The following is a 22,206-nucleotide window of genomic DNA, read 5'->3' as shown; positions in this document are numbered from 1 at the left end:
CCTTGCACGGCGAAAAGCAGGAACCCCTACCCGATCGATCCGGAGTCTCCACCGCGGCGGGCGTCCGCGACGGGGACGGGCGTTGTGGCCTGTGGAGGTCACCGACCGGCGGCCGTGAGGATGGAGCGGAGCCTGTCGGCGGGCAGCGCGGGCGCGACGAATCCGTCGCGTCCGACCATGGTGCGTGCGGCCAGGATCGCGTTCAGTATCGCTTCCTCGGTGGCATCCACGACCGCGGCGAACAACTGGCTGATCCGGCGGTTGGGCAGCATCCGGATCGCGATCTCCGCGACGTCGGATGCGCCGTAGGCACCGGCCAGGCCGGAGTTGCCGGTGGCGAAGGCCAGAAAGATGTCCCCGCTCCAGTGCTCTCCCGCGCCGCCGAGCCGGCCGACCCCGAGACCGGCCCGCTGTGCCAGGCGCCGGCACTGGGTGGGGAGCAGCGGTGCGTCGGTGGCGACCACGCCTATGATGCTGCCGGAGCCGTCGGGGAGCCGCCCGGGGCCGGGGGCCGTGCCGGGCACTCCTGGGAGGGGGATGTCCGCGGTCTCGGGGCCGATCGGAATCCCGTCGACGCTGAAACGGTCCCGCGTGCCGTGATTCGCCTGGACCAGTACGCCGACCGTGTAGGCGCCTTCGCCGTCGTCGACGACGCGTGAGGCGGTGCCGATGCCTGCCTTGAACCCGTGGGCGATCATGCCGGTGCCCCCGCCGACGTTCCCCTCCTCGACGGGCCCGCCCGCAGCCGCGTCGATCGCGTCGAAGAGGTCCTGCGCTGTCACATGCTGTCCGTTGACGTCGTTGAGGCGGCCGTCCCAGGTCTCCGCGACCACGGGGAGCGCCCAGTACTCCTCGTCCGGGCCGCGCTGCGCCGTCTGATGGGCCACCAGGGCGTCACGGACGATACCGACGCTGTGGGTGTTGGTGATGGCGATCGGCGTCTCCAGCAACCCGCCCTCGCGAATCCACTCCAGGCCCGTGAACTCGCCGTTCCCGTTCAGAGTGTGCGACGCGGCGAACGCCGGGTCCTGCCACATCGCCGTTCCCGGCCTGGGCACGACGACGGTGATGCCGGTGCGCAGGCTGTCGCCCCGGATGAGTGTCTTGTGGCCCACACGTACTCCGGGCACGTCGGTGATCGCGTTGTACGTCCCACTGGGTCCCCACTGGGCCCCGATCCCGAGATCCCTGGCTCGCGTCATCCCGGGATGCTAACCATGCGCGGCCGAGATGCCAACGAATCAGGTAGCCGTGGGTGACGGCATGCGGGTGGAGGCAGGGCGTGCGGTGGTCCGCTGCTGGGTGGTCTTCAGGCGCCGCGTCCGCCGCGTCTTCAGGCGCCGCGTCCGCCGACGGCTCCGTGTACGGCGGGCGGGCGACGCACCTCACAGCGTGTCACCCGATCCGACCCGCCTCGGCGGGGAACTGTGGGTTCATGACGACACAGCTCGGACTTCCCGAAGGCATCCAGGCCTGTCTCTTCGATCTCGACGGGGTGGTCACCAGGACTGCGGTGGTGCACGCCGCCGCCTGGAAGGCGACCTTCGACGCCTTCCTGCGCGAGCGGGACGGAGCGGACTTCCGCCCCTTCTCCGATTCCGACTACGACCAGTTCGTCGACGGCCGCCCCCGGGCCGACGGCGTCCGCTCCTTCCTGGCCTCCCGAGGCATCGAACTGCCCGAGGGCGCCCCGGACGATCCGCCGGACACGCGGAGTGTCAACGGTGTCGGCAACCGTAAGAACGAGCTCCTCCTGGAGAAGATCCGTACCGACGGTGTGGAGCCGTACGAGGGCACGCTGCGCTACATCGACGCGGTCCGCGCAGCCGGGCTCGCCACGGCGATCGTCTCCTCCAGCGCCAACACCCGCGATGTGCTGCACTCCATCGCCGCCGAGCGGCTGTTCGACGTACGGATCGACGGCGTGGTGGCCAGGGAACGGAATCTGCCGGGCAAACCTCACGCCGACACCTTCCTGGCCGCCGCCCGGGATCTCGGTGTGGAGCCGTCCCGGGCCGCCGTCTTCGAGGACGCGCTGGCAGGCATGGACGCGGGCAGGTCCGGGCACTTCGGCTTCGTCGTCGGCGTCGACCGCGTCGGACAGACCGACGCCCTGTACGCCCACGGCGCCGACCTCGTCGTGAAGGACCTCGCCGAACTCGGAGGCAGCGCGTGATCACCAACCGGACGTACACGGTGGAACCCTGGCGGGTGCGCGAGACGGCTCTCGACCTCGATCTCCTGGCCCAGAGCGAGTCGGTCTTCGCCCTGTCCAACGGACATGTCGGCTGGCGCGGCAACCTCGACGAGGGGGAACCGCACGGCCTGCCCGGCAGCTATCTCAACGGGGTGTACGAACTGCACCCGCTGCCCTACGCCGAGGCGGGCTACGGATACCCCGAGTCGGGCCAGACCGTCATCAACGTCACCAATGGCAAGCTGCTGCGGCTGCTGGTGGACGACGAGCCCTTCGACCTGCGCTACGGGCGGCTCCGCAAGCACGAGCGCACCCTGGACTTCAGGCGCGGTGTGCTGGAGCGGAGCTGTGAGTGGACGTCCCCGGCGGGCAGGACCGTCCGGGTGCGTTCCACCCGCCTCGTCTCCCTCACCCAGCGTGCCATCGCCGCCGTGCAGTACGAGGTGGAGCCCGTCGACAGCCGGACGAGGGTGGTCATCCAGTCGGAGCTGGTCACCAACGAGAGCCTGCCCTCGGCCGACGGCGACCCGCGGACGGCCAAGGCGTTGCAGTCCCCGCTGGAGCCGGAGGAGGACCAGGCCGTCGGGTCGCGGCTGCGTCTGGTCCACCGCACCCGGCGAAGCGGCCTCAGGGTCGCGGTGGCCGCCGACCACGTCGTGGACGCCCCCGGGAACGTCACCACCAGCAGCGAGAGCAACACGGACGTCGCCCGCCTGACCATCACCTCCGTCCTGGAGCCGGGACAGCGGCTGCGGGTGCAGAAGACCGTCGCCCACGGCTGGTCGGGGGCCCGTTCCCGGCCGGCGATGAGCGATCAGGTCGAGGCCGCGCTGGCTGCCGCCGCGCATGGTGGCTGGGACGAACTGGTGGCTCAGCAGCGGGCGTACCTCGATGACTTCTGGGCCCGTGCCGATGTCGAGGTGCACGGCGACGGGGAGATCCAGCAGGCCGTCCGCTTCGCCCTCTTCCATGTGCTCCAGGCCGGTGCCCGCGCCGAACAACGGGCGATCCCGGCCAAGGGGCTGACCGGTTCCGGGTACGACGGCCACGCCTTCTGGGACACCGAGATGTTCGTGCTGCCCCTCCTCTCCTACACCGAGCCCAAGGCGGTCGCCGAGGCGTTGCGCTGGCGGCAGGCCACCCTGCCCGCCGCCCGGGACCGGGCCGTCCAGCTCGGACTGGACGGTGCCGCGTTCCCGTGGCGGACCATCGACGGCTCGGAGGGCTCCGCCTACTGGCCGGCCGGCACCGCCGCCTTCCACGTGGCCGCCGACATCGCGCACGCAGCGGTGCGCCACACGGCGGTGACCGGCGACGCCGACTTCGAACGCGAGACCGCCCTGGAACTCCTGGTGGAAACGGCACGGTTGTGGCGCTCCCTGGGCCATCACGACCCGCACGGCGTGTTCCACATCGACGGCGTCACGGGGCCGGACGAGTACAGCGCCGTGGTGGACGACAACACGTACACCAACCTCATGGCCCGCTCCAACCTCCTCGCCGCGGCCGACGTGTGCGAACGCCATCCGGAAGAGGCCGCCCGACTGGGTGTGGACGAGGAGGAGAGCGCCGCCTGGAGAGACGCCGCCGATGCGGTGCACATCCCGTACAACGAGGAGATCGGCGTGCACGAGCAGCACGCCGGTTTCACCCATCACCAGCGCTGGGATTTCGCGCGCACACGCGCCGACCAGTACCCGCTGATGCTGCATTTCCCCTACTTCGACATCTACCGCAAGCAGGTGATCAAGCAGTCCGACCTCGTGCTGGCCATGTACACGTGCGGCAGCTGGTTCGAAGCCCATTGCGACGACGACCAGCTGGCCGCGAACTTCGCCTACTACGAGCCGCTGACCGTACGGGACTCCTCCCTGTCGGCGTGCTGCCAGGCCGTCGTCGCCGCCCGGACCGGGCATCTGCGACTTGCTTACGACTACACCGCCGAGGCCGCGCTGATGGACCTGGCCGACCTGGAGCACAACACCCGCGACGGACTGCACATCGCCTCCCTGGCCGGTACGTGGATGGCACTGGTCGCCGGATTCGGCGGCACCCGACGGGACGGCGACAGCCTGCGCTTCGCGCCCCGGCTGCCCGAGAAGTTCAGCCGTCTGGCCTTCCGGCTCCAGTTCCGCGGCCGGTGCCTCCAGGTGGAGATCAAGCCGGACAAGGCGACGTACTCGCTGCTGCTCGGCGAATCCCTGACGATCCACCACCACGGTAGGGAGGTGCACGTGAACGGCGAGGGGCCCGTCACCCTCGCGATCTCCCCGCCGAAGCGGCGGCCCACGCCCAAACAGCCCCTGCACCGCAGCCCCGGCACCACCGACCGGCCGGTCCCCGAGTAGAGGTGGGGCGGGCCACCGGTCGGGCTCACCGGACAGCTGCGCGAGCGGTCCGGTGAGCCCAGCCACCCCGTTCCCAAGCGGCTGCCTCTTCGCGGCAACGAAGCTCGATGGGCCGGTCGGCCGCCCAGCCGCCCCTTCAGTAGGGTTTCCGCAACCGCTCCCGGTGCGCAGGGCGGCCGGTGGGTGCGGAATGGACTTGGCAAGGGGGTTGCAGGTGTTCCGGAGGACTTGGGGGTCGGCGGTCGGTGCGGTGATGCTGGCGGGGCTCACCGCTTGCGGTGGTGGCGGGCAATCCGTGGCCCCTGCCGACGGCACGGCGTCCGCCGACGCGGGCCCGGTGGACGAGCGGGCCGCCGGCGGAGCCCGGGGAGCGGAGACACCGGTCGTACTGACCCAGGAGCAAGTGCGCCAAGCGCTGATCGACACGGACAGCGCTCCGGACGGGTGGGAAGGATTCGGCGCCGAGATCGGCCTGCCGCAGGAGTCCCTGAAGACCTGCCGGGAGGACTCGGGCACCCAGTGCGAGGGACTCGTCGCTCTGGGCACGTCTTTCATCCGGCAACCGGCTTCCGGCGGTCAGGTCGTCTTCCGTATCTACGCCTTCGGCACGCCCGGCGACGCCGAATCGGCGATGGACGGGCTGGCCGCCGCGGAGCGCGGCAAGGCCGGCAGCAGGGCGCGCCCGTTGGACGTGCGGCTGGAGACGGACGAGACCGATGCGTTCACCGGACCGGACACCATGATCGTCACCCGCCTCGGCGCAACGCTGGTCCGTGTCACGAGCGAGGATCTTCCGCAGACCGTGCCCTACGCCGATCTTGCCGAGCTCCAGACGACACGCGTCCGGCAGTCGGCAGCGCTGTAGCGCGCAAGGACGAGAGCCTCGGAGTCTCGGGCCCGCCTCCAGCCTGTCGGGTTCAGAACACCGACAGCCCGGTGAGCGTGGTGAAGGGGTCCAGCGCCGCCACGCCGGCGACGGAGTTGCCCCCTGCCGCCTGCCATCGGCCCCGCACGCCTGACGTCGGCAACGCTCGTGGTCAGTCCACCTGGCCCGGCGTCGGCTTCGCGAGCAGGCCGTACGGCAGGTAGCCGGAGCGGACACCGAGTTCCCATCCGTGCACCTGGACCGCGAGGCAGGCCGTCGCGAGGACGCCGAGGGGAAGGAGGGACCGGGGCGCGGGGTCGGCCGCATCGGCCTCGATGCTCTCCCGGTACGTGACCAGCCGGGCGGCGAGGGCGTCCTCAAAGGCCTGCTGGTCGTCGTCGAGGAGTACGCGGAGCAGCCGCTGATCCGCGCTCAGCGCGTCGCCGGCCTCGTCGAGCCGCCGGGCGGCCACCGCCCGCTCCCCGGCGTCCGGCTTGCGCAGCGGAACCGTGGGCCAGTCACGGGGCAGATGCCCGGCCGCCTCGGTGAGGTAGGGGCACAGGGCATCCATGGCGGCGAGGTCGGCGGGAGCGGAGACGGAGGCGTACCGGTTGTACGGCGCACCGTCGCGTATGGCGGGCGCGTAGTCGTCACGCAGCAGGAGACCGGTGACGCGCTCCCAGTCCCACACGTGCCCGCTGACGACGCACACGTCGAACATGTCGAGCCATGTCCGCGCGGTGGGCGCCTCCTTGACCACGTCCTGGAAGGTGACGGGCCCGTCGCCGAACTCGTCGTCGTACGGGTCGGTGCTGATCCGCTCCCCGATGAGGGGGAACCGGAGTTCCTGGTCCCCGTCCGGGAAGCACATGATGCTCAGCACTCCGTGCACGCACTCCGCGGCGGTGACGGCGACCGTGCGGGCCGCGGCGTCGAGCCCCGGCTCCGTCACCGTCCGTGCCGCGACGTGGTCGAGCAGTTCGTCCGCCATGGCCCGGATCAGCGCCGGCGAGATGCTGTCGTACCGCAGCGAGTGCCACCGCTTGTACGTCCGCCCGTCGATGTCGTCGAGCGCCTCGGCCAACCGCTGCTCGCCGACCTGATGCACTGCCACGTCTCGCACGTTGCCGTCCTTTCGTGTGTTTCACGGCTGGACGGCGCACGCTACCAACGGGCACTGACAGTGCTGTCGGGTGCCGCTGCCGGGCCCGGTGGCGCGGGTGGGCCGGTGGCCGCGGCCCTCCACGAGGTGGGAGGCGGTCAAGCCGGGGAGGGCGGCGGGGAAGCGGTCACGCAGCCGGCCGCCGTGGGCGACGAAGTGCGGGCGGCGGGGCGTGGGCCGCCGCGCACCCGTACTCGCCTAGTTGGCACGGTAGTTGAGCCGCAGCCTGCCACGGTCGTGGGCACGGGTCCTGCCGAGCCGGTGCGGCCCGGCAGCACCCGCCGCGGGCCGCCCTTCCGTCACTGGCTTACGGGGCCTCGCCCTTCAGGAAGTGGGCGGCGGAATCGGTCAGATCCGAGGGGGCGGTCATCGCCGTACCCAGAACAAATGCCGTGGTGAACAGAACCGTTGCAATGAGCTTCGTCAAAGTCTCTGTATTCCTCATGACGGACGGGAAAGCTGACCGTCTGGTCTAGGCGCGGCGGATCGTTCCTGCCTGCCTCTTCATGACGCGGACGATCGTTTCTGCGGGCGGTGGCGCATCGAAGACCGGAGCGACGGGGCCGCAAAGCGCCTTCACTACCGAGGCCTTGACGGGCTCGGCCGACGGGTGCTCGTCGGTCCAGAGCGGTCGCAGCCCGAGCGGGTACCGAATCTCCTCGAACTTGTCCCAGTGCGAAGTGTGCCCGTCCTCGGGGCCCGCGTTCGGAACCGGGGCGGGCCAGGCCTCCCGTTCGATGTCCTCCAGGCGTCGGCTGAAGTCGACGTGCAGCTCGTCCATCGCGTCGAAGAAGCTCTCCAGCAGAGAGCGCATTCCATACCTCCTGCAACCACGCCGGCCGTCGGCTCCCAGCGTGCAGAAACGGCAGAGGGAGCCTGGGCTGTACAGCGACGGCGGTGCGTTGTTCACTCGTGACCGTTAAGGGATTGCAGACTCCCCAACGACCCTTACGGCCGGAAGAAACGTTCCAATCGGGTGATACCGCCCGGAGTTGACACCGTGTGAACTCTCTGTTCCGGCAGCGAGCCTTCCGGGTTCTGTGACGGCCTCTCACAGAACCCGGAGGGAGGTCACCGCCTGCGGGATGCCCAGCCGTTGCCCACGCCCGCCACGTGCAGGGCCAGCGCCGTGAGCCCCAGCAGCATCACGTTCGTCGAGGAGAACACATCGTTGGTGCTGAGATCCGCCGCGTTGATCAGGAACGAGATGAAGAACAGCACTGCCGCGACTATGCCGAGCATGAAGGACCCCTCTCATCGAAAGTGCATTCCCTGTACCCCCTCACCGGATACTCAGGCGGCCTCCCGGCCTCGCATCGCCGGGCTGTCCGCGAAGGCCGCCCAAGGACGGGGCCGGCGCGCGGGCTCAGGTCGTCAGGCGCCAGGCGGACGGGAGCTGGCTGCGGCTGCTGGTCCAGCCGGAGTCCGTCCCGCCCAGTCGCTGACGTTCGCGGTCGCCGCGGCGGGCCGGGGCCGGCATCCCCGTACGCTCAGTTGCGTGCTCCGAGGCCCGAGGAAGCCCCGGCGGTTGGTCGTCGGCGGGCGCGTGTACATGTGGATGCTGCGTCACAGCCACGGTGTGACGGACAGCGGTCGGCTGTGCCGCGAGACGCTTACGCTGCCCCGCACCCCTCGGGTACCGGTGGGCCGCCGCGCATCGTCTTCAACGAGGGGCCCGGCCGGTCGGTACGTACCGGGTGGGGCACCTTTCGGGTCCGGCGACGTGGGGTACGCCCGGGGCGGCTCCCTCGACCTGCGTGAGCCCGGGGCCGTCCGGCCCGCGCCGTCATGCGGCGGAAACCCGCCCTCCAGCACGCCCGCTGCGCCTCAGTGACCGACAACGGGCCTCAGTGACCGACAACGGCAGGTCTCCGACTCAGGTCACTGGTCACAACCGCTGGCTGGGCCGGTCTCGCGCTTGAGGCCCCATGCCGTGACGAGGTCGTCCCCGCCCGGCTGGGATGCCTCGTCGGAGTCAATCCGGTCCAGGACCGCGCCCGGCTTCATCTGCCACCAATGGCCCGCCGCGTCGCGGAACTGGAGCACGAACAACGCGTCCGTGCGCACCTGTGGTTGGTGGGCGCCGAACGAGAACGAGTCCTGCGTGCATGAATGCACCTCGCCGAACCGGACGTGCTGCACGGTCGCGTCGCCCACCTCTAGCCGGACCACCACATCCAATATGCGGAGCGACTGCTGGTTCTCCACCAACACCCCTGTAGGCGCCTCCCCGGTCCCAGTCCAGTAGAGGCTGACCTTCATCGCCTCCCGCACTTCATCGTCGGCCCGCTGCGTCTGATCGCGGTACAGAGAGAAAAGGGATAGCCCGACAGCGAGTACCACACCCACCGTGTTGATCCACTCGTGGAACGTACTCGAACTGCCGCCTCTGCCAGACGTGTTCATGTCCAGATAGGTAGCACAGGTACGACCGCGGCGTCCCTGACACAGCGATCTCATCACCTCGGGGCCTGTCTCATGGATCGGCGACCGGATGACGCAGCGACTTCCGGCCGCGACCGCTGACACGACCTGCCGCTGCGGCCACATGAGGCGAAGTCCTCGTCCTGGGTGACGAACTCGTCGACGACGCCGTTCAATTCGCGGTCTTCCGGGTGCGCGGCCCATGCCGCGCACAGGACGGCGATGACCGGGCGCACCCTGGCCCTGGCCGTGGCCGTGGCCGTGCGGTGCTCGTCCGGTGTCCGTGCTCACTGCCCCATGACGTACGCGACGGTCGGACCCGTGGTCCAGCCGCCGTCGACTGCGAGTTCAGCCCCCGTGACGTAGGACGCGGCGTCCGAGAGCAGGAAAACCACGGCGCCGGCGATCTCGTCGGCCTCGCCGACCCGGCCCATCGGCGTGTTGGGGTACTTGCCCTCGCCCCGCTCGATGCCGGTGGCCGCGGTCATCGGGGTGTACGTCATCCCGGGGTGGACGGAGTTCACGCGGATGCGGGCGGTGCCCAGTTCCACGGCGCCGATCTTCGTGAGCCCGCGGACGCCCCACTTGGAGGCGCCGTAGCCGGCCGTGAGGGCGAGGCCCATCAGGCCCGCCGCGGACGAGATGTTGACTATCGATCCGCCGCCGGCCTCCTTCAGTGCGGGAATCACGGTCTTCATGCCGATGAAGACGCCCGTGAGGTTGATGTCGAGCACCTTGCGGAAGTGCTCGACGGACTCGGATTCCAGCAGGCTGCCGGTCGAGATGCCGGCGTTGTTCACCAGGCCGTGCAGCGACCCGAACTCGGTGACGGCGAAGTCGGCGGCCCGCCGCCACTCCTCCTGCGAGGTCACGTCGTGGTGCATGAAGCGGGCGCGGGCGCCGAGTTCGCGGGCCGTGCGCTCGCCGTCCTCGTCCAGGACGTCAGTGATCAGGACGTGGGCCCCGGCGGCCACCGCCTGCCGGGCAGCCTCCGCGCCCAGGCCCCGGGCGCCGCCGGTGATGATCAGGTTCTTGCCGGTCAGGTCGTGATGGGGGGACTCGTGCATGGTGTGCTTCCTTCCAAGGGCGGGCGGGATCGCAGGATCAGAAGTGGGTGCCGCCGTCGACGCGGACCTCGGTACCGGTGATGAACCGGCCGTCCTCCGACGCCAGCATCGCGACGACCGACGCCACCGTCTCCGGACCGGCGAATCCTTGGCCGAGCGCCGGGGAGAGCTTCGCGAACAGGCTCATGTCGGCGTCCTCGGGCAGACCAGGGCCGACACTCTGGCCACTGGCCCCGCTGCCGTCCGTCATGCCGGAGGAGATGGAGCCGGGCTGCACGGCGGTGAAGCGGATGCCGCGGCTCGCGTACTCGGAGGCCAGCGCATGGGTCATCGACTGGATGCCGCCCTTGCTCGCGGCGTACGCCGCCATGTAGGGGTGCGCGAAGGCCGCCGAGGTCGAGCTGAAGTTGACGACGGCCGCGCCCTCGCCCTTCAGGAGCGCCGGGATCGCCTCGCGGATCACCAGGAACGTGCCGACGAGGTTCACCGTCAGGACACGGGTGAAGTCCGCCAGGCTGGTCTCCTCGGTGTGCGAGGAGCGCAGGATGCCGGCCGCGTTGACGAGGACGTCCAGCCCGCCGAGCGCGTCGGTCGCGGCCCGGACGCCCTCGCGCACCGATGTCTCGTCCGCGATGTCGACGACGAGCGTGGTGAGCCGGTCCGCGTGGGCGCCGGCCTTGTCCAGGGTGTCCTTCAGGCCCGTCTCGCTGACGTCCGCCGCGACGACGGTGCCGCCCTCCGCGAGCAGGCGCAGCACGGTGGCCTGGCCTATGCCCGAGCCGCCGCCGGTGACCAGGGCGCGACGGCCGTCGTAGCGGAGGGAGTGGTTCTCGTGGGTCATGTGCGCTCTCCTACTCGGCCCGCCGACGACGTCGGCCCGGCCCTTATCCGGCGCCCGCCTCGGCCTGTCCCGGCCCGCGGCGCCCTTGCCTTCCATGTCACTGTACGCCCAAGTGGCACGTTTTGCCATCGCGTCACGACGTGCCTCCGGGCGATCGCAGGCCGTACGCTTCTGGGGTGAGTACCGAACCGCCACCCACGTCGCTGACCGAACGCCGGAAGGCCGCCACGCAGCTCGACATCGCGCACGCGGCGGCCGAGCTCTTCGCCACCCGGGGCCCGGAGGCCACGACGGCGGAGGACATCGCCCGGCGGGCGGGGGTCGCGCTGCGGACCTTCTACCGGTACTTCCGCTCCAAGCAGGACGCCGTCGGCCCACTGCTCACGGTCGGCGCGGGCCATTGGCGCGCGCTGCTGGCCGACAAGCCGCCGGGCACCGCGCTGGGACCGGCCCTGCGCGACGCGGTCGAACAGGCGCTGGCCGCGCCGGACCCCCAGGCCAGGGAGGCGCTCCTGCGCACACGGGGCCTGCTGCGCGCCGCGGCGGACGACCCCGCGTTGCGCGCCGTCTGGTACCGCGTGAACCAGGAGTCGGAGGAGTTGCTCGTCCCGGTCGTCGCCCGGCTGGCGGACGGCCGCCGCGACCTGCTGGACGTGCGCCTGGTCGCCGCCGCGGCCACCGACGCCATCCGGATCGCCCTGGAGGTCTGGTCCGGCACCGAGGCAGCGACCGAGGGCCCCGGCTCCCCCGCCGACCTGGCTGTGTGCTGCCTGCGGCGCCTCTTGAGCGGCACGGTCACGGCGGAGGACGAGGATGACGCCTCCCCGCGGCACTGATCAGGGGGGCGGGGCGGGCAAGGGCCGGTCACAGCGGTGACCGGCGGCGCTCGTCCGTCCGAGTCGGCGATCCGCCGGCCACCCCTGGCCGCGGTTTCGCGCGGCCGGATGTGCGCGTCGTCACGGGTGTGGACGGGATGCCGGCAGAGAGCTGCGCGCAGCGGGACGGCTTCGTGGGGAGGATGGAGTACGCGTACGACGGCGCGGCGTTCAGGGAGCTCGCGGGTCCTTTCCGGGACATTGGGTACCAGGATGCCGCCGCACCCCGCCTGACCCGCTACGGAGCGGGGCGGGACGGGGTGCGGCGGTGTGTCCGGGTCTCCGGGCCGTCGGCGGTCGCCTCGCCGAGGGTGCAGCTTGTGACCACTAGAGGATGAGCTGAGCGTGCGCCACACTCATGGCGTGCAACGTACGCACACGCGTTCCATATACGCCGCACGTAGCACCAGGGCATTTTCCCGATGCCGGTACAAGCAACGACTTAGCTCACCTCGGGGGACATCATGGACTATGTCGAAAGAGACCTTGAAATATGCACATTGCGCACTGCGCTCGATGAGTGCCGGGGCGGCGCGGCCCGCGTAGTCGTCATCGAGGGTGCCGCAGGATGCGGCAAGAGCGAGCTCATCGACTCCCTCACCGAATGGGCCGACGAGGACGATCTGGTCCTGCGGGCGTTCGGTTCACCGACCGAGCGGGATCTCCCCCTGGGGCTGATGCGGCAGTTGACCGGGGACGCACCGGCCGGCGCCTTCCCCGAGGTCTCCGCGCCACCGGACGGGGCACCGCAGGTGAGCGCGATGCGCGGGTTCCAGGCGGCGTTGGAGGGGCTGAGCGCCACGAGGCCGGTCGTGATCACCGTCGACGACGTGCACCACGCGGACAGCGCCTCCCTGAGCTACCTGCTGCACATCGTCCGGCACAGCCGCTCCACCCGGATGCTGCTGGCGCTCACGATGCCCCTGCACCAGGGCACCCAGGACGCCTCCTTCGGTACGGAGCTGCTGCGCAGCCGCAACGTACGGCGCATCCGGCTGCGGCGGCTCACCCCCGAGGGCTGCCGACGCGTCGCGGCCTCCGCCCCCGGCCCCGCATCGGGCGAGGCGGTCTCGGGCGAGTTGCACGCCATCAGCGGGGGCAACCCGTTGCTGCTGCGCGCCCTCTTGGAGGAACACCGCTCCGCGCCCGCCACCGCCGATGGCTTCCGCCCCGAGCAGGGCGGACTTTTCGGACAGGCGGTGCTGACCTGCCTGCGCCACAGCGGCCCCCGCATGCTGGACGTGGGCGCGGCGCTGGCCGTGCTGGGCGATGCCTACACGCCGGAGCGGGCGGGCACGCTCCTGGGCGTCCCGGCCTTCAGCGCGGCACAGTCGGTCGCCTCCCTGTCCGCCTCCGGCATCCTCAGAGGACACCGCTTTCCGCACCCGCACACCCAGACGGCCGTCCTGGACCAGGTTCCGGCCAAGGTGCTCGCCGGCCTGCACCTGCGTACCGCCGAACTCCTCCACCTGGAGGGCGAATCCGTCACGAGTGTCGCCGGGCACCTGCTCGACGCCGCGCGACTGGGCGGCTCGCTCACCGTCTTCCCCTGGACGGTGGACGTACTGCGGGAGGCCACCGAGGAACTGCTGACACAGAGCGATCTCACCCGGGCCACCCAGGCACTCGAACTCGCCCATGAACTGAGCGGTGACGAGCAGCAGCGGGTCGACATCAAGACCCGGCTCGCGGCCGTCACCTGGCGGGTCAACCCCGGGCGGGCGGAGAAGCACCTGTCCGCCCCGCTCGCGCTGCTGCGCGCCGGCCGCCTGGCCGCCGAGCACCTGGCCCCGCTGGCCGGACTCCTCACCTGCCAGGGCCGGGTCGCCGAGGCGGGCGAGGTGACGTCCAGGATTCTCCGGGAGACCGTGGCGGGCAGCGCGGGGAGCCGGGACCGGACCGGATTCGAAAGCCGTCCGGACCGGACCGCGGACACGCCCGGGGTCCGGGGCGGGAATTCCCGAGGGCCGGGCGGAGGGGCACCCGAGCAGGAGGCCGGGAGCAGCGCGGAGACGTCGGCCGCCGAACGCTTCCTGCGTACGGTCGTCCTCACCGACGACACGCTCGAACCGGTGATGCGCGCCCTGAGGTCCCTCACCTACTTCGGTGACCCCGAACGAGGCGCCGCCTGCTGCCGCGAGCTGATCGCCGAGGCCGAGCGGCAGAAGGCCCCCGCCTGGCAGGCGCTGTTCTCCTCGGCTCTCGCGGCAGTGCTGCTGCGCCTGAGCGATCTGTCCGCCGCCGAGGACTACGCCCGAAGGGCACTGGACTGCCTGCCGGAGCAGAGCAGCAGCGCGTTCGTCGGAAGCCCGGCCGCCACCCTGATCCGCGCACGCACCCTCATGGGCGACCACGCGGCTGCCGCCCGTCAGCTTCACCAGCCCGTCGCCGGCACCCTGTTCAAGAGCACACACGGACTCTCCTATCTGCGCGCACGCGGCCATTACCTCATGGCGACCCATCAACTGCACGCCGCACTGGGCGACTTCCTCGAAGCGGGGCGGCTCGCCGCGAGCTGGGGCCTGGACCGGCCGGCGGTGCTCCCCTGGCGGACGGACGCGGCCGACGTACTGTTCCGGCTCGGTGAGACGCAGCGGGCCCGGGCTCTCGTGGACCAGCAGTTCGCCGATCCGGACGCGCGCCGGCCGTGGGTGCGCGGAATCAGCCTGCGTCTACGCGCGATGACTTCGGACCCGCGCCAGCGGCTCGCCCTGCTCAACCAGTCCGCCGACGAGCTCGGCCGGTCCGGCGACCGGGTGGAGCTGGCGCGTACGCTCGCCGAGCTGAGCCGCGCCCTGCGGGCGCTCTCCGAGCCCGCCCGGGCGGACGCGGTGATCCGCAAGGCGTGGAACCTGGCGCGGGAGTGCGGCGCGGAGGCGCTGTGCGAGGAGTTCAGCCCGGAACTCGGCCCTGAGGACCGGATGCGCAGACGCGGCGCCCCGGAGGAGTTCTGCTCGGATCTCGACACGAAGCTGAGCGACTCCGAGCGCCGGGTGGCCACGCTCGCGGCGAGCGGGTACACCAACCGGGAGATATCCCTGAAGCTGCACATCACCGTCAGCACGGTCGAGCAGCACCTGACGCGCGTCTACCGCAAGCTCAACATCACGCGCCGACAGGATCTTCCCGTGGACCTCCACCTCGCGGTCTCGACGGCCGAAGCGGTCCGATGAGGCCGAACGGTCCTGCCGGACCTGCCCGGCCCGAGCGGCCGGGCAGGTCCGGTCACACACGTTCGCTCCTAGGGAAGGACTGACCTCCGTGCCTCACGGAAAGCTGTTCGCGCTCAGCGACCAGCACGTCAGCCATGCGGAGAACCGGCGCATCACCGAGTCGGTCAGGCCGGAGTCCGACGAGGACTGGCTGCTCATCGCCGGGGACGTCGGCGAGAAGTTCGAGGACATCGCGTGGGCGCTGAAGCTGCTCTCGGGGCGGTTCCGCCGGGTCGTCTGGGCCCCCGGCAACCACGAACTCTGGACCCATCCCGCCGACCCTGTCACTCTGCGCGGCGTGGCCCGCTACGAATCCCTGGTCGCACTCTGCCGGGAGCTGGGCGTGTCGACGCCGGAGGATCCGTATCCGGTCTGGCAGGGCGACGAGGGACCCGTCACCGTCGCCCCGTTGTTCGTGCTGTACGACTACTCCTTCCGCGCTCCCGGGACCCGTACGAAGGAGGAGTCCTTGCGGGTGGCCCATCAGTCGGGGGTGGTGTGCACGGACGAGTACCTGCTCCACCCCGACCCGTACCCGTCGCGCGATGCCTGGTGCCGCGCCCGGGTCGCCTTCACCGAGGAGCGGCTCTCGGCCATCGATCCGGCGCACCGCACCGTCCTGGTCAACCACTATCCGCTGGTGCGGGACCCCACGCGCATCCTCAGGTATCCCGAGTTCGCCCAGTGGTGCGGCACACAGCTGACGGCCGACTGGCATCTCCGCTTCCGGGCGGCCGTCGTCGTCTACGGCCACCTCCACATCCCCCGGGTCACCTGGCACGACAGCGTCCGCTTCGAAGAGGTGTCGATCGGGTACCCGCGGGAGTGGCGCTCCCGGCCGCCCCGGGCGCCGCTGCGTCAGATCCTGCCGGACCCCGCGTCGGAGCGTCCGGCATGATCGACTCCGTGCTGCCTCCGGAGGTGGCCGCCGTGAGCGTGTTCGGTGACCTGTCGACCCTGGACGGCCATGGGCTCTTCCCGGCGGAGGAGGCCAAGATCGCCCAGTCGGTGCCGCGCCGCCGCGCCGAGTTCACCACCGTCCGGCTGTGCGCACGCCGCGCGCTGGGCAGGCTCGGCCTGCCTCCGGTACCCCTGGTACCGGGGCAGCGGGGCGCCGTCGAGTGGCCGGCCGGTGTGACCGGCAGCATGACCCACTGCACCGGCTTCCGTGCGGCGGCGGTCGCCCGCTTTGAGGTCGCCGCGTCCCTGGGCATCGACGCGGAGCCGAACGAGCCCCTGCCCGAAGGCGTCCTGGAGGTCGTCGCCCTGCCGCGCGAGAGGGCCGCCATCGCCACACTCGCACGTCAACGCCCCGACGTGCACTGGGACCGGCTGCTGTTCAGCGCCAAGGAGTCGGTGTTCAAGACCTGGTATCCGCTGACCCGTCGCGAGCTCGACTTCACAGAGGCGGAGCTCCAGTTCGACCTCGGGGCGGGCACGTTCTCCGCGCGGCTCCTGACACCCGGGCCGGTAGTCGCCGGACGCCGTCACGGAACGTTCTCGGGGCGCTGGACCGCGGGGCGCGGCTTCGTCCTCACCGCGGTCGTCCTGCCGGGCTGAGGCGGCCCGGCCGGCAGCCGTCCGCCCCGAGCAACCGCCGAGGCACTCCCCTGCCCGTTTCCGGAGGAAACACCCAAAGTGCGCCACAACGCAACCCAAGTAAAGGTGAAGTAAATGACGTGCATTAATTCAGTAAATGAAACTCGGTGACCAATCCCTTCGACTACGATCCATGACCGGGCAAGCAGAATCAGATTTGCCGACCGCGAATCCCGGCCGAGGCGGCTTTTCCGGACCGACAACACCGGAAACCACCTCCGCCGGTATCCCTGTGTTCATTTCCGACGCCATTTCGAAGCTTGCCGATTCCCTCTCCCGCACGGCTCCACTCTCAGATCACTCATGAGCGAATTTATGCTCCATCTTTGGATATCTTAGAGTTGACGCCTGAAACGACCTGCGGGCGCAAGGGGGAGCAGCGAATGCCGGCAGCCAGAGGGTCCCACTCCGTCGGGAAGCGCGCACCGATGGACGGTGGCGGCGCGCCACGTACCGACGGCGGCGAGTCGCCGTTCGGCCTCGACGGGTGTACGCACGGCTCGGCGGCCCCAGCCTCGACGGCAGCCGGCTCCTCGGGCGTCACGGCCTTGCACACACTGGTCAGCGAGATGAGCGCCCGCTGCCGGCGCGAGTTCCTCCTGGTCCTGCCCAGCGGCGCCCGCCCCTGCCGGTCGTTCCCAGCCGCCCGGACCATCACCCTGGACCTGCTGGCCCGCGGGGTGCGGGCACGGCTCATCTACCAGCACGCCATAAGGGGCGACCTGGTCACCCGGGCACTGGTGCGAGAGCTGACCCAGCACGGGGCCGAGATCAGGACCAGCGCCGAGCTGATCGATCCGCTCGTCGCCTTCGACCGCGAAACGCTCGTCCTGCCCCACTCCCCGGACTTCTCCGGGGACGACGACACGACGGGGACGGTCGCGGTGCGGGACCCGGCAATGGTGGCGTTCGCCTGCGCCGCTTTTGAAAACCTGTGGAACACCGCATGCCCGCTCATTCCAGACACGAAGGACACCACCCACACGATCGATGCGCTCAAGAAATCGATTGTTCACCTTATGGCAATGGGTCATAAGGATGAAATGGTGGCCCGCCGGCTCGGCATATCGGTCCGCACTTGCCGTAGGCATATTGCTCAGATCATGGATGAACAGGGCGCCATCAGCCGTTTCCAGGCCGGGGTCGTTCTGACCCGGGCGGGGCTGGTCGACGAACCTGTCGAAGTGCCCCGGGCGGGGAGCGATTCCGCCTCGTCGGAGAACCCCCGGGACGCGGACGGTCCGATGCCCTCCGCAGAGACTCCCGGTAACCCACCCGCGTAGCGAACAGGACGCTCGCTGCGAGCGGTCCCGCCCGCTACGAGCAGTCCCGCCCCGACCCGTCATTCGGGCCCGTGGAGCCCTCCCGCCCCGCGAGAACCGCTTTCAGCCCTTCCGTCAGATCCTGCGCCGACGGCGCCGAGGCGCGGTCCATCATCCACTGGACCATGACCCCTGCGAGCAGTGCCTGACAGAACAGCCCGGCCACCCGCGCCCTCTCGGGTTCCTTCTCGGGATCGATGCCCAGCATGTTCTCCGCGAGGCCGTTCCGGCCCTCGCGCTGCGGGCCGACCAGAGCCTTCTGCAGTTCGGGGTCGGTGTCGATCCTGGAGATGACCTCCATCTGGAGCTGCCATACCGACCGGGTCCGCTCGTAGCTGCCGATCACTCGTTCCCAGGTCTTGAGGAACTGGTCGAGCGGGGCCTGGGCGCCGTCCTCGCCGCCGAGGTCACTCTCGGACTGATTGGTCAGCAGGTCGCCCCAGTCCTCCGTCACCTTGATGAAGGCGAGGTTGAGCAGGGCCTCCTTGGAGCCGTAGTGGTAGCCGATGGAGGCGAGGTTGGTCCCGGAGGCGGCCACGATGTCACGTGCCGTCGTCCGGGCGTATCCCTTCTCCAACAGGCAGCGTTTGGCACCTTCGAGCAGATCCTCACGATGTCCCATGACAGAAAGCCTACCCGGCATGCAGACGGACGTGTAAGACGTACGTGTAAGGCGCCGGAGGCGGAGGCGGAGACTGCGGGAGGACCCGGCCGGTCGGAGTTCACCGGGGGCGGAGACCGCGCCTGTCCTGGTGAGCACCGGCGCATGGTCAGCGTCGGCGCACGGACGCTGTCGTCGCGGAAGACGACCGGTGCTCCACCGCGAATTCTACCCGACCGCGCCCATCACGCCGGGCCGGTGCCGGAACCGCGGCGCAACCATGTGAATCGGTGAGCTCCGGCCCGCGTGGTGCTCACCCATGGCGGCGGTCACGTCCTGGCGGCGCCTGGGCAGGGCCGGCGTGCCGGAGGCGGCGTCCCCGGTCATCCGATCGACGGCCCGGGGGCCCGTGGGCCCGGCACCGAGGTCCGGGCCCACGGGGTTGGCCAACCGTTCAGCTCTCGATCCAGCCGTGGGCCCTGGCCAACTGCAGCATTCCCTGGCGCACTTGGAGGATGTGTGCCGCGGTGAGCTCGGGGGCCGATTTCAGCAGCGTCTCCGTGACCTCCCGTACGTACTCCTCCGCGTTGAGCACGTCACACAACACGTCGTCGCCGTCCGTGGCCTGCCTGGTCAACGGCTCGGAGCGCTGCGTGAAGACGGCCTGCGCCACCGGCGGGGCAGCGACGCCACTGCCGGGGGCCAGCCGCACGGACGACGCCTTCAGACCCCGGTCACCCTGCTCGATCTCGAACTCGACCATCAGGCCGGGCCGGAGCGTCTCCTCTGCCATGCGGAGGTCGTTCACATGCAGGAAGACGTCCTCACCTCCATGGTCAGGGGTGATGAACCCGTAACCCTTCGCGCTGTCGAAACGCACCACACGACCAATGACCATCGCAGAAACCTCTCAACGAGTCCCGGACCCGTGTCCGGGACAACCCTGTCGCAGCAGGCCGCCCGGACCTCACCAACCCACTCCGGACGCTCCTCGCCACTACCTGCCCACCAGCCTCCCAGATGCCATCGCCCTCCGGAGGCGCATCCAGGACCTACGCTTCGTCGGTGCCCGGCTGTCGCACCGGCGGGTCCACCTCGTCGAGGAACGTCCGCATGACCTGACGGAAGTGTTCCGGCTCCTCGAGGTGCGGAAGGTGGCTGGACTCCTCGAACACCTCCCAGCGCGCTCCCGGAATGAGGTCCTGGAACGGCTGGACGGTCGCGGGGGTGGCTTCGTCGTGGCGGCCGGATATCAGGAGCGTGGGCACGGCGACTTCGGGGCAGAGGTCGATGACCGACCAGTCGCGCAGCGTCCCGTTCACGTGGAACTCGCTGGGGCCGTTCATCGCGTAGTACACGGTGGGGTCGTTGTACACCTCGTAGAACGAGGCCAGATAGTCGCGGGGCCACGGCTTGAGCCGGCACACGTGTCGCTCGTAGAACGTGCGCATGGCCATGTGGTATTCGTCCGTCTCGGTGGTGCCGGCGGCCTCGTGCCGGAGCAGCGTTTCGTTGACACCGGGCGGCAACTGGTCCCGGAGGACCTTGGCCTCCTGGAGCCAGAGCGGATAGGAGGCGGGCGAGTTGGCGATGACGAGCCCGCGCAGACCGGTGGGGCGTGCGGCGGCGTGGTGCGTGATGAGCATGCCGCCCCAAGACTGCCCGAACAGTACGTAGTTGTCGGCGATGCCGAGACCTGTGAGCAGGTTGTCGAGTTCGGCGGCGAACAGGTCCACCGTCCAGAAGTCCGCTCCCCGGTCGGGCAGATGCGTCGATCCGCCGTTTCCGATCTGGTCGTAGTGCACGACGGACCAGCCGTCCTCGGCCAGGTCGGAGAGGTTCTGCAGATAGTCGTGGGTGGATCCCGGACCTCCGTGCACGACGACGAGCGTGGGCCGGTCGGAGCGGAGGTCGCCCGTCACCCGGTACCAGGTCTCGTATTCGCCGAACGGCAGGGTTCCCTTGGCGCTGGGTGCCACGGTCACGTCAATTCGCCTCGCTTCGCTTCGATCGCTTCGATTCGGTCCGGACCGTCTGGATACGGCCGCACCCGGTCAGTCACTCGGAGGCAGGCGCCGATTCCCGCGATGCCAGCCACGCGTCGATGACCTGCGCCGTCTGATCGGCGCAATCCTCGACGAGGGTGAAGTGGTTGGCGCGGACAGTCCGCAGGGTGTGGGCCGCCTCCCAGGGCTCGGCCCGGCCGCTGACCAGGTCGGGGGACATGTCGTCCCCGTCCGGGACGAAGGACTGCGTGCACTGGACGAAGAGCACGGGGGCCTCGACCGGATGGAGCGGGAGCTGCGGGACCAGTTCCACCCAACGCCCCATCGCGGAGAGCCTGCTGCTGTCGAACCGTCCGAAGACGGCCTCCTTGTCGAACATGCCGAGTGCGAGGCCGTCGAGGGGCACGCCCTCGCTGCCTCCGTCGTGCACCTTGAACGTGTCCAACAGGATGACGCCCGCCGGGCGCACCCCGCATTCCCGCTCCAGATGGCCGGCGGTGGCGTAGGCGAGGGTGCCTCCGGAGGAGTAGCCGAGCAGTACGAACGGCTCCCCGTCCGCCGTGTCCAGGACGCTGCGGGCGAGGGCCTGAACCGCCGCGTCGGAGGACGTGGGCAGACTCTCGCCGGCGAGGAATCCGGGGACTGGCAGCGCGGATATCTTGTGGCGGCCTCCGAAGTGGGATACCAGTCGCGCGTGCTGGTGGACACCGCCGGTGGCCATGGGGGTGCTGAGGCAGATGAGATGCGGGCCCTCGGAGGCGTCCGCGAGACGGACGGCCGCGGGGAGCCGGTCGATCTCGTCCACCGAGCCGAAGCCCGGCCGCACGTCAGCGGCAGCCTGGAGGAGCGCGAATCCCTTGTCCGCCCGGCCGGAGACGACGGCGGCGTGGAACATGTCGCGGAGCGTCTCCGGCTGTCTGTCGACGGGGGCAGCCGGGGCATCACCGGTGCCGGTCGCGCTCTGCGTCCCGCCGAGTCCCTCGGATGAACCCGCTGATGCCCCTGGTCCGGCGCTGTCGCCGGTCGCGAGGGGGCCGGCCGCCAGGAGCTCGGTACGCAGCAGCCGGGCGAGCTCCGTCGGGCTCTTGCTGTCGAAGACCACCATGGGGGGCAGCCTCAGCCCGGTGTCCTTCATCAGTGCGTTGCGGAGCTCCATCGCACTCAGCGAGTCGAATCCGGATTCCAGGAAGTCGCGTTGTGCGTCGAGGGCGTCGGCGCTGCTGTGCCCGAGGAGCGTGGCTGCCCGCTCCAGGACGAGTTCCATGAGGAGCGCTTCCTGCCCGGCCTCATCGGCCTGCGCGAACCGCAGCCGGAGAGACGTCGCGTCGGTCTTGGAGACAGAGCTGCGTCGTTTGGTGGTGGTGGGTGCGAGGTCGCGGAGGAGTGCGGGGATGGTGTCGGTACGGGCCCGCAGCGCGGTGACGTCGATCGGCAGCGGGACCAGAGCCGCCCGCCCGGACGCCAGACCCGCGTCGAACAACGCCAGGCCCTGATCCGGCTGCAACGCCGGAAGCCCCTGCCGCCTCATCCGCTCCAGATCCGCCTCACCCAGCCACTGCCCCATCCCCGCACCCGCCCACAACCCGTACGCGAGTGAGGTGGCCGGCAAACCCTCCGCCCGGCGCTGCACCGCGAGCGCGTCCAGGAACACATTCGCCGCCGCATAGTTCGCCTGCCCCGCCGCCAG

At 70.4% G+C, this 22,206-nt stretch carries 19 protein-coding genes and 1 pseudogene; 9 read left to right on the top strand and 11 right to left on the bottom strand.

The genetic code is table 11. The features are described from left to right. Positions 1–98 precede the first annotated feature (98 nt). Positions 99–1,202: a P1 family peptidase gene (locus FKN01_RS17310; RefSeq protein WP_143621444.1), complete on the bottom strand. Its 1,104-nt coding sequence runs from the start codon at positions 1,200–1,202 to the stop codon at positions 99–101. A 233-nt stretch (positions 1,203–1,435) separates the two neighbouring features. Between FKN01_RS17310 and FKN01_RS17305 the strand changes: the two genes are divergently transcribed. From FKN01_RS17305 to FKN01_RS17295, 3 genes are all read left to right on the top strand, one after another. Beyond that, entirely contained in the window at positions 1,436–2,176 is a 741-nt protein-coding gene (locus tag FKN01_RS17305; protein WP_143621441.1) for a beta-phosphoglucomutase family hydrolase, read from the top strand. Next, entirely contained in the window at positions 2,173–4,545 is a 2,373-nt protein-coding gene (locus tag FKN01_RS17300) for a glycoside hydrolase family 65 protein (RefSeq protein ID WP_143621438.1), read from the top strand. The genes FKN01_RS17305 and FKN01_RS17300 overlap by 4 nt, the downstream gene beginning before the upstream one ends. Positions 4,546–4,840: 295 nt before the next feature. Further along, positions 4,841–5,410, top strand: a complete 570-nt coding sequence (locus FKN01_RS17295; RefSeq protein ID WP_143621435.1) for a hypothetical protein — start codon at positions 4,841–4,843, stop codon at positions 5,408–5,410. Positions 5,411–5,582: 172 nt separating this feature from the next. On the opposite strand, the gene FKN01_RS17290 is transcribed toward FKN01_RS17295, so the two are convergent. From FKN01_RS17290 to FKN01_RS32570, 3 genes are all read right to left on the bottom strand, one after another. Then, positions 5,583–6,533, bottom strand: coding sequence for an immunity 49 family protein (locus tag FKN01_RS17290; protein WP_143621433.1), 951 nt, complete (start codon positions 6,531–6,533; stop codon positions 5,583–5,585). Between the two features lie 511 nt (positions 6,534–7,044). After that, positions 7,045–7,386 carry a hypothetical protein gene (locus tag FKN01_RS17285; protein WP_143621430.1) on the bottom strand — a complete coding sequence of 114 codons (342 nt, stop codon included), beginning with the start codon at positions 7,384–7,386 and terminating at the stop codon, positions 7,045–7,047. A 257-nt stretch (positions 7,387–7,643) separates the two neighbouring features. Next, positions 7,644–7,814: a hypothetical protein gene (locus FKN01_RS32570; protein ID WP_185992873.1), complete on the bottom strand. Its 171-nt coding sequence runs from the start codon at positions 7,812–7,814 to the stop codon at positions 7,644–7,646. A gap of 95 nt (positions 7,815–7,909) precedes the next feature. On the opposite strand from FKN01_RS32570, the pseudogene FKN01_RS33230 reads away from it, so the two are divergent. Continuing rightward, positions 7,910–8,017: pseudogene (locus FKN01_RS33230) on the top strand (DUF4440 domain-containing protein); the annotation flags it as partial. Positions 8,018–8,453: 436 nt separating this feature from the next. Here FKN01_RS33230 and FKN01_RS17270 read toward each other — a convergent pair. The 3 genes from FKN01_RS17270 to FKN01_RS17260 all read right to left on the bottom strand — a co-directional run bounded on the left by FKN01_RS17270 (position 8,454) and on the right by FKN01_RS17260 (position 10,904). After that, entirely contained in the window at positions 8,454–8,978 is a 525-nt protein-coding gene (locus FKN01_RS17270; protein WP_143621427.1) for a hypothetical protein, read from the bottom strand. A 305-nt stretch (positions 8,979–9,283) separates the two neighbouring features. Beyond that, positions 9,284–10,063: a glucose 1-dehydrogenase gene (locus tag FKN01_RS17265; RefSeq protein ID WP_143621424.1), complete on the bottom strand. Its 780-nt coding sequence runs from the start codon at positions 10,061–10,063 to the stop codon at positions 9,284–9,286. A gap of 37 nt (positions 10,064–10,100) precedes the next feature. Continuing rightward, positions 10,101–10,904 carry an SDR family NAD(P)-dependent oxidoreductase gene (locus tag FKN01_RS17260; RefSeq protein ID WP_143621421.1) on the bottom strand — a complete coding sequence of 268 codons (804 nt, stop codon included), beginning with the start codon at positions 10,902–10,904 and terminating at the stop codon, positions 10,101–10,103. Positions 10,905–11,080: 176 nt separating this feature from the next. Here FKN01_RS17260 and FKN01_RS17255 point away from each other — a divergent pair, with 176 nt between their 5' ends. The 5 genes from FKN01_RS17255 (at position 11,081) to FKN01_RS17230 (ending at position 17,873) form a co-directional block, all read left to right on the top strand. Next, positions 11,081–11,740 carry a TetR family transcriptional regulator gene (locus tag FKN01_RS17255; protein WP_185992872.1) on the top strand — a complete coding sequence of 220 codons (660 nt, stop codon included), beginning with the start codon at positions 11,081–11,083 and terminating at the stop codon, positions 11,738–11,740. 503 nt (positions 11,741–12,243) lie between these two features. Then, the gene (locus tag FKN01_RS17245) at positions 12,244–14,952 is read left to right on the top strand and encodes an AAA family ATPase (RefSeq protein WP_143621416.1); all 2,709 of its coding nucleotides are present in this window, start codon (positions 12,244–12,246) and stop codon (positions 14,950–14,952) included. Positions 14,953–15,040: 88 nt separating this feature from the next. Beyond that, positions 15,041–15,889 (top strand): metallophosphoesterase, encoded by an 849-nt coding sequence (locus FKN01_RS17240; protein ID WP_143621414.1) that lies wholly within the window; start codon positions 15,041–15,043, stop codon positions 15,887–15,889. Next, a complete protein-coding gene (locus tag FKN01_RS17235) occupies positions 15,886–16,551 on the top strand; it encodes a 4'-phosphopantetheinyl transferase (protein WP_143621411.1) in 666 nt (221 codons plus the stop codon). The genes FKN01_RS17240 and FKN01_RS17235 overlap by 4 nt, the downstream gene beginning before the upstream one ends. Positions 16,552–17,018: 467 nt before the next feature. Next, the gene (locus FKN01_RS17230; RefSeq protein WP_260696923.1) at positions 17,019–17,873 is read left to right on the top strand and encodes a hypothetical protein; all 855 of its coding nucleotides are present in this window, start codon (positions 17,019–17,021) and stop codon (positions 17,871–17,873) included. A gap of 34 nt (positions 17,874–17,907) precedes the next feature. Here FKN01_RS17230 and FKN01_RS17225 read toward each other — a convergent pair whose 3' ends face one another. The 4 genes from FKN01_RS17225 to FKN01_RS17210 all read right to left on the bottom strand — a co-directional run. Beyond that, positions 17,908–18,534: a TetR/AcrR family transcriptional regulator gene (locus tag FKN01_RS17225; RefSeq protein ID WP_143621405.1), complete on the bottom strand. Its 627-nt coding sequence runs from the start codon at positions 18,532–18,534 to the stop codon at positions 17,908–17,910. A 433-nt stretch (positions 18,535–18,967) separates the two neighbouring features. Then, entirely contained in the window at positions 18,968–19,411 is a 444-nt protein-coding gene (locus FKN01_RS17220) for a cold-shock protein (protein WP_143621402.1), read from the bottom strand. Between the two features lie 154 nt (positions 19,412–19,565). Beyond that, positions 19,566–20,498 (bottom strand): proline iminopeptidase-family hydrolase, encoded by a 933-nt coding sequence (locus tag FKN01_RS17215; protein WP_143621399.1) that lies wholly within the window; start codon positions 20,496–20,498, stop codon positions 19,566–19,568. A 73-nt stretch (positions 20,499–20,571) separates the two neighbouring features. After that, on the bottom strand, positions 20,572–22,206 hold a 1,635-nt coding region (locus tag FKN01_RS17210; protein ID WP_143621397.1), incomplete at its 5' end, for a thioesterase domain-containing protein.

Source organism: Streptomyces sp. 130 (genome assembly GCF_007096885.1).
Lineage (GTDB): Bacteria > Actinomycetota > Actinomycetes > Streptomycetales > Streptomycetaceae > Streptomyces.
Note: the sequence above shows the minus strand (reverse complement) of the source record. Positions and strands in the feature narration are given on the sequence as shown.

Excerpts from the sequence above, each read along its gene's own strand:
- FKN01_RS17310 (WP_143621444.1), bottom strand. The coding sequence starts at position 1,202 with ATGACGCGAGCCAGGGATCTCGGGATCGGGGCCCAGTGGGGACCCAGT.
- FKN01_RS17305 (WP_143621441.1), top strand. The coding sequence starts at position 1,436 with ATGACGACACAGCTCGGACTTCCCGAAGGCATCCAGGCCTGTCTCTTC.
- FKN01_RS17285 (WP_143621430.1), bottom strand. The coding sequence starts at position 7,386 with ATGCGCTCTCTGCTGGAGAGCTTCTTCGACGCGATGGACGAGCTGCAC.
- FKN01_RS32570 (WP_185992873.1), bottom strand. The coding sequence starts at position 7,814 with ATGCTCGGCATAGTCGCGGCAGTGCTGTTCTTCATCTCGTTCCTGATC.
- FKN01_RS17270 (WP_143621427.1), bottom strand. The coding sequence starts at position 8,978 with ATGAACACGTCTGGCAGAGGCGGCAGTTCGAGTACGTTCCACGAGTGG.
- FKN01_RS17265 (WP_143621424.1), bottom strand. The coding sequence starts at position 10,063 with ATGCACGAGTCCCCCCATCACGACCTGACCGGCAAGAACCTGATCATC.
- FKN01_RS17260 (WP_143621421.1), bottom strand. The coding sequence starts at position 10,904 with ATGACCCACGAGAACCACTCCCTCCGCTACGACGGCCGTCGCGCCCTG.
- FKN01_RS17245 (WP_143621416.1), top strand. The coding sequence starts at position 12,244 with ATGGACTATGTCGAAAGAGACCTTGAAATATGCACATTGCGCACTGCG.
- FKN01_RS17235 (WP_143621411.1), top strand. The coding sequence starts at position 15,886 with ATGATCGACTCCGTGCTGCCTCCGGAGGTGGCCGCCGTGAGCGTGTTC.
- FKN01_RS17230 (WP_260696923.1), top strand. The coding sequence starts at position 17,019 with ATGGACGGTGGCGGCGCGCCACGTACCGACGGCGGCGAGTCGCCGTTC.
- FKN01_RS17225 (WP_143621405.1), bottom strand. The coding sequence starts at position 18,534 with ATGGGACATCGTGAGGATCTGCTCGAAGGTGCCAAACGCTGCCTGTTG.
- FKN01_RS17220 (WP_143621402.1), bottom strand. The coding sequence starts at position 19,411 with ATGGTCATTGGTCGTGTGGTGCGTTTCGACAGCGCGAAGGGTTACGGG.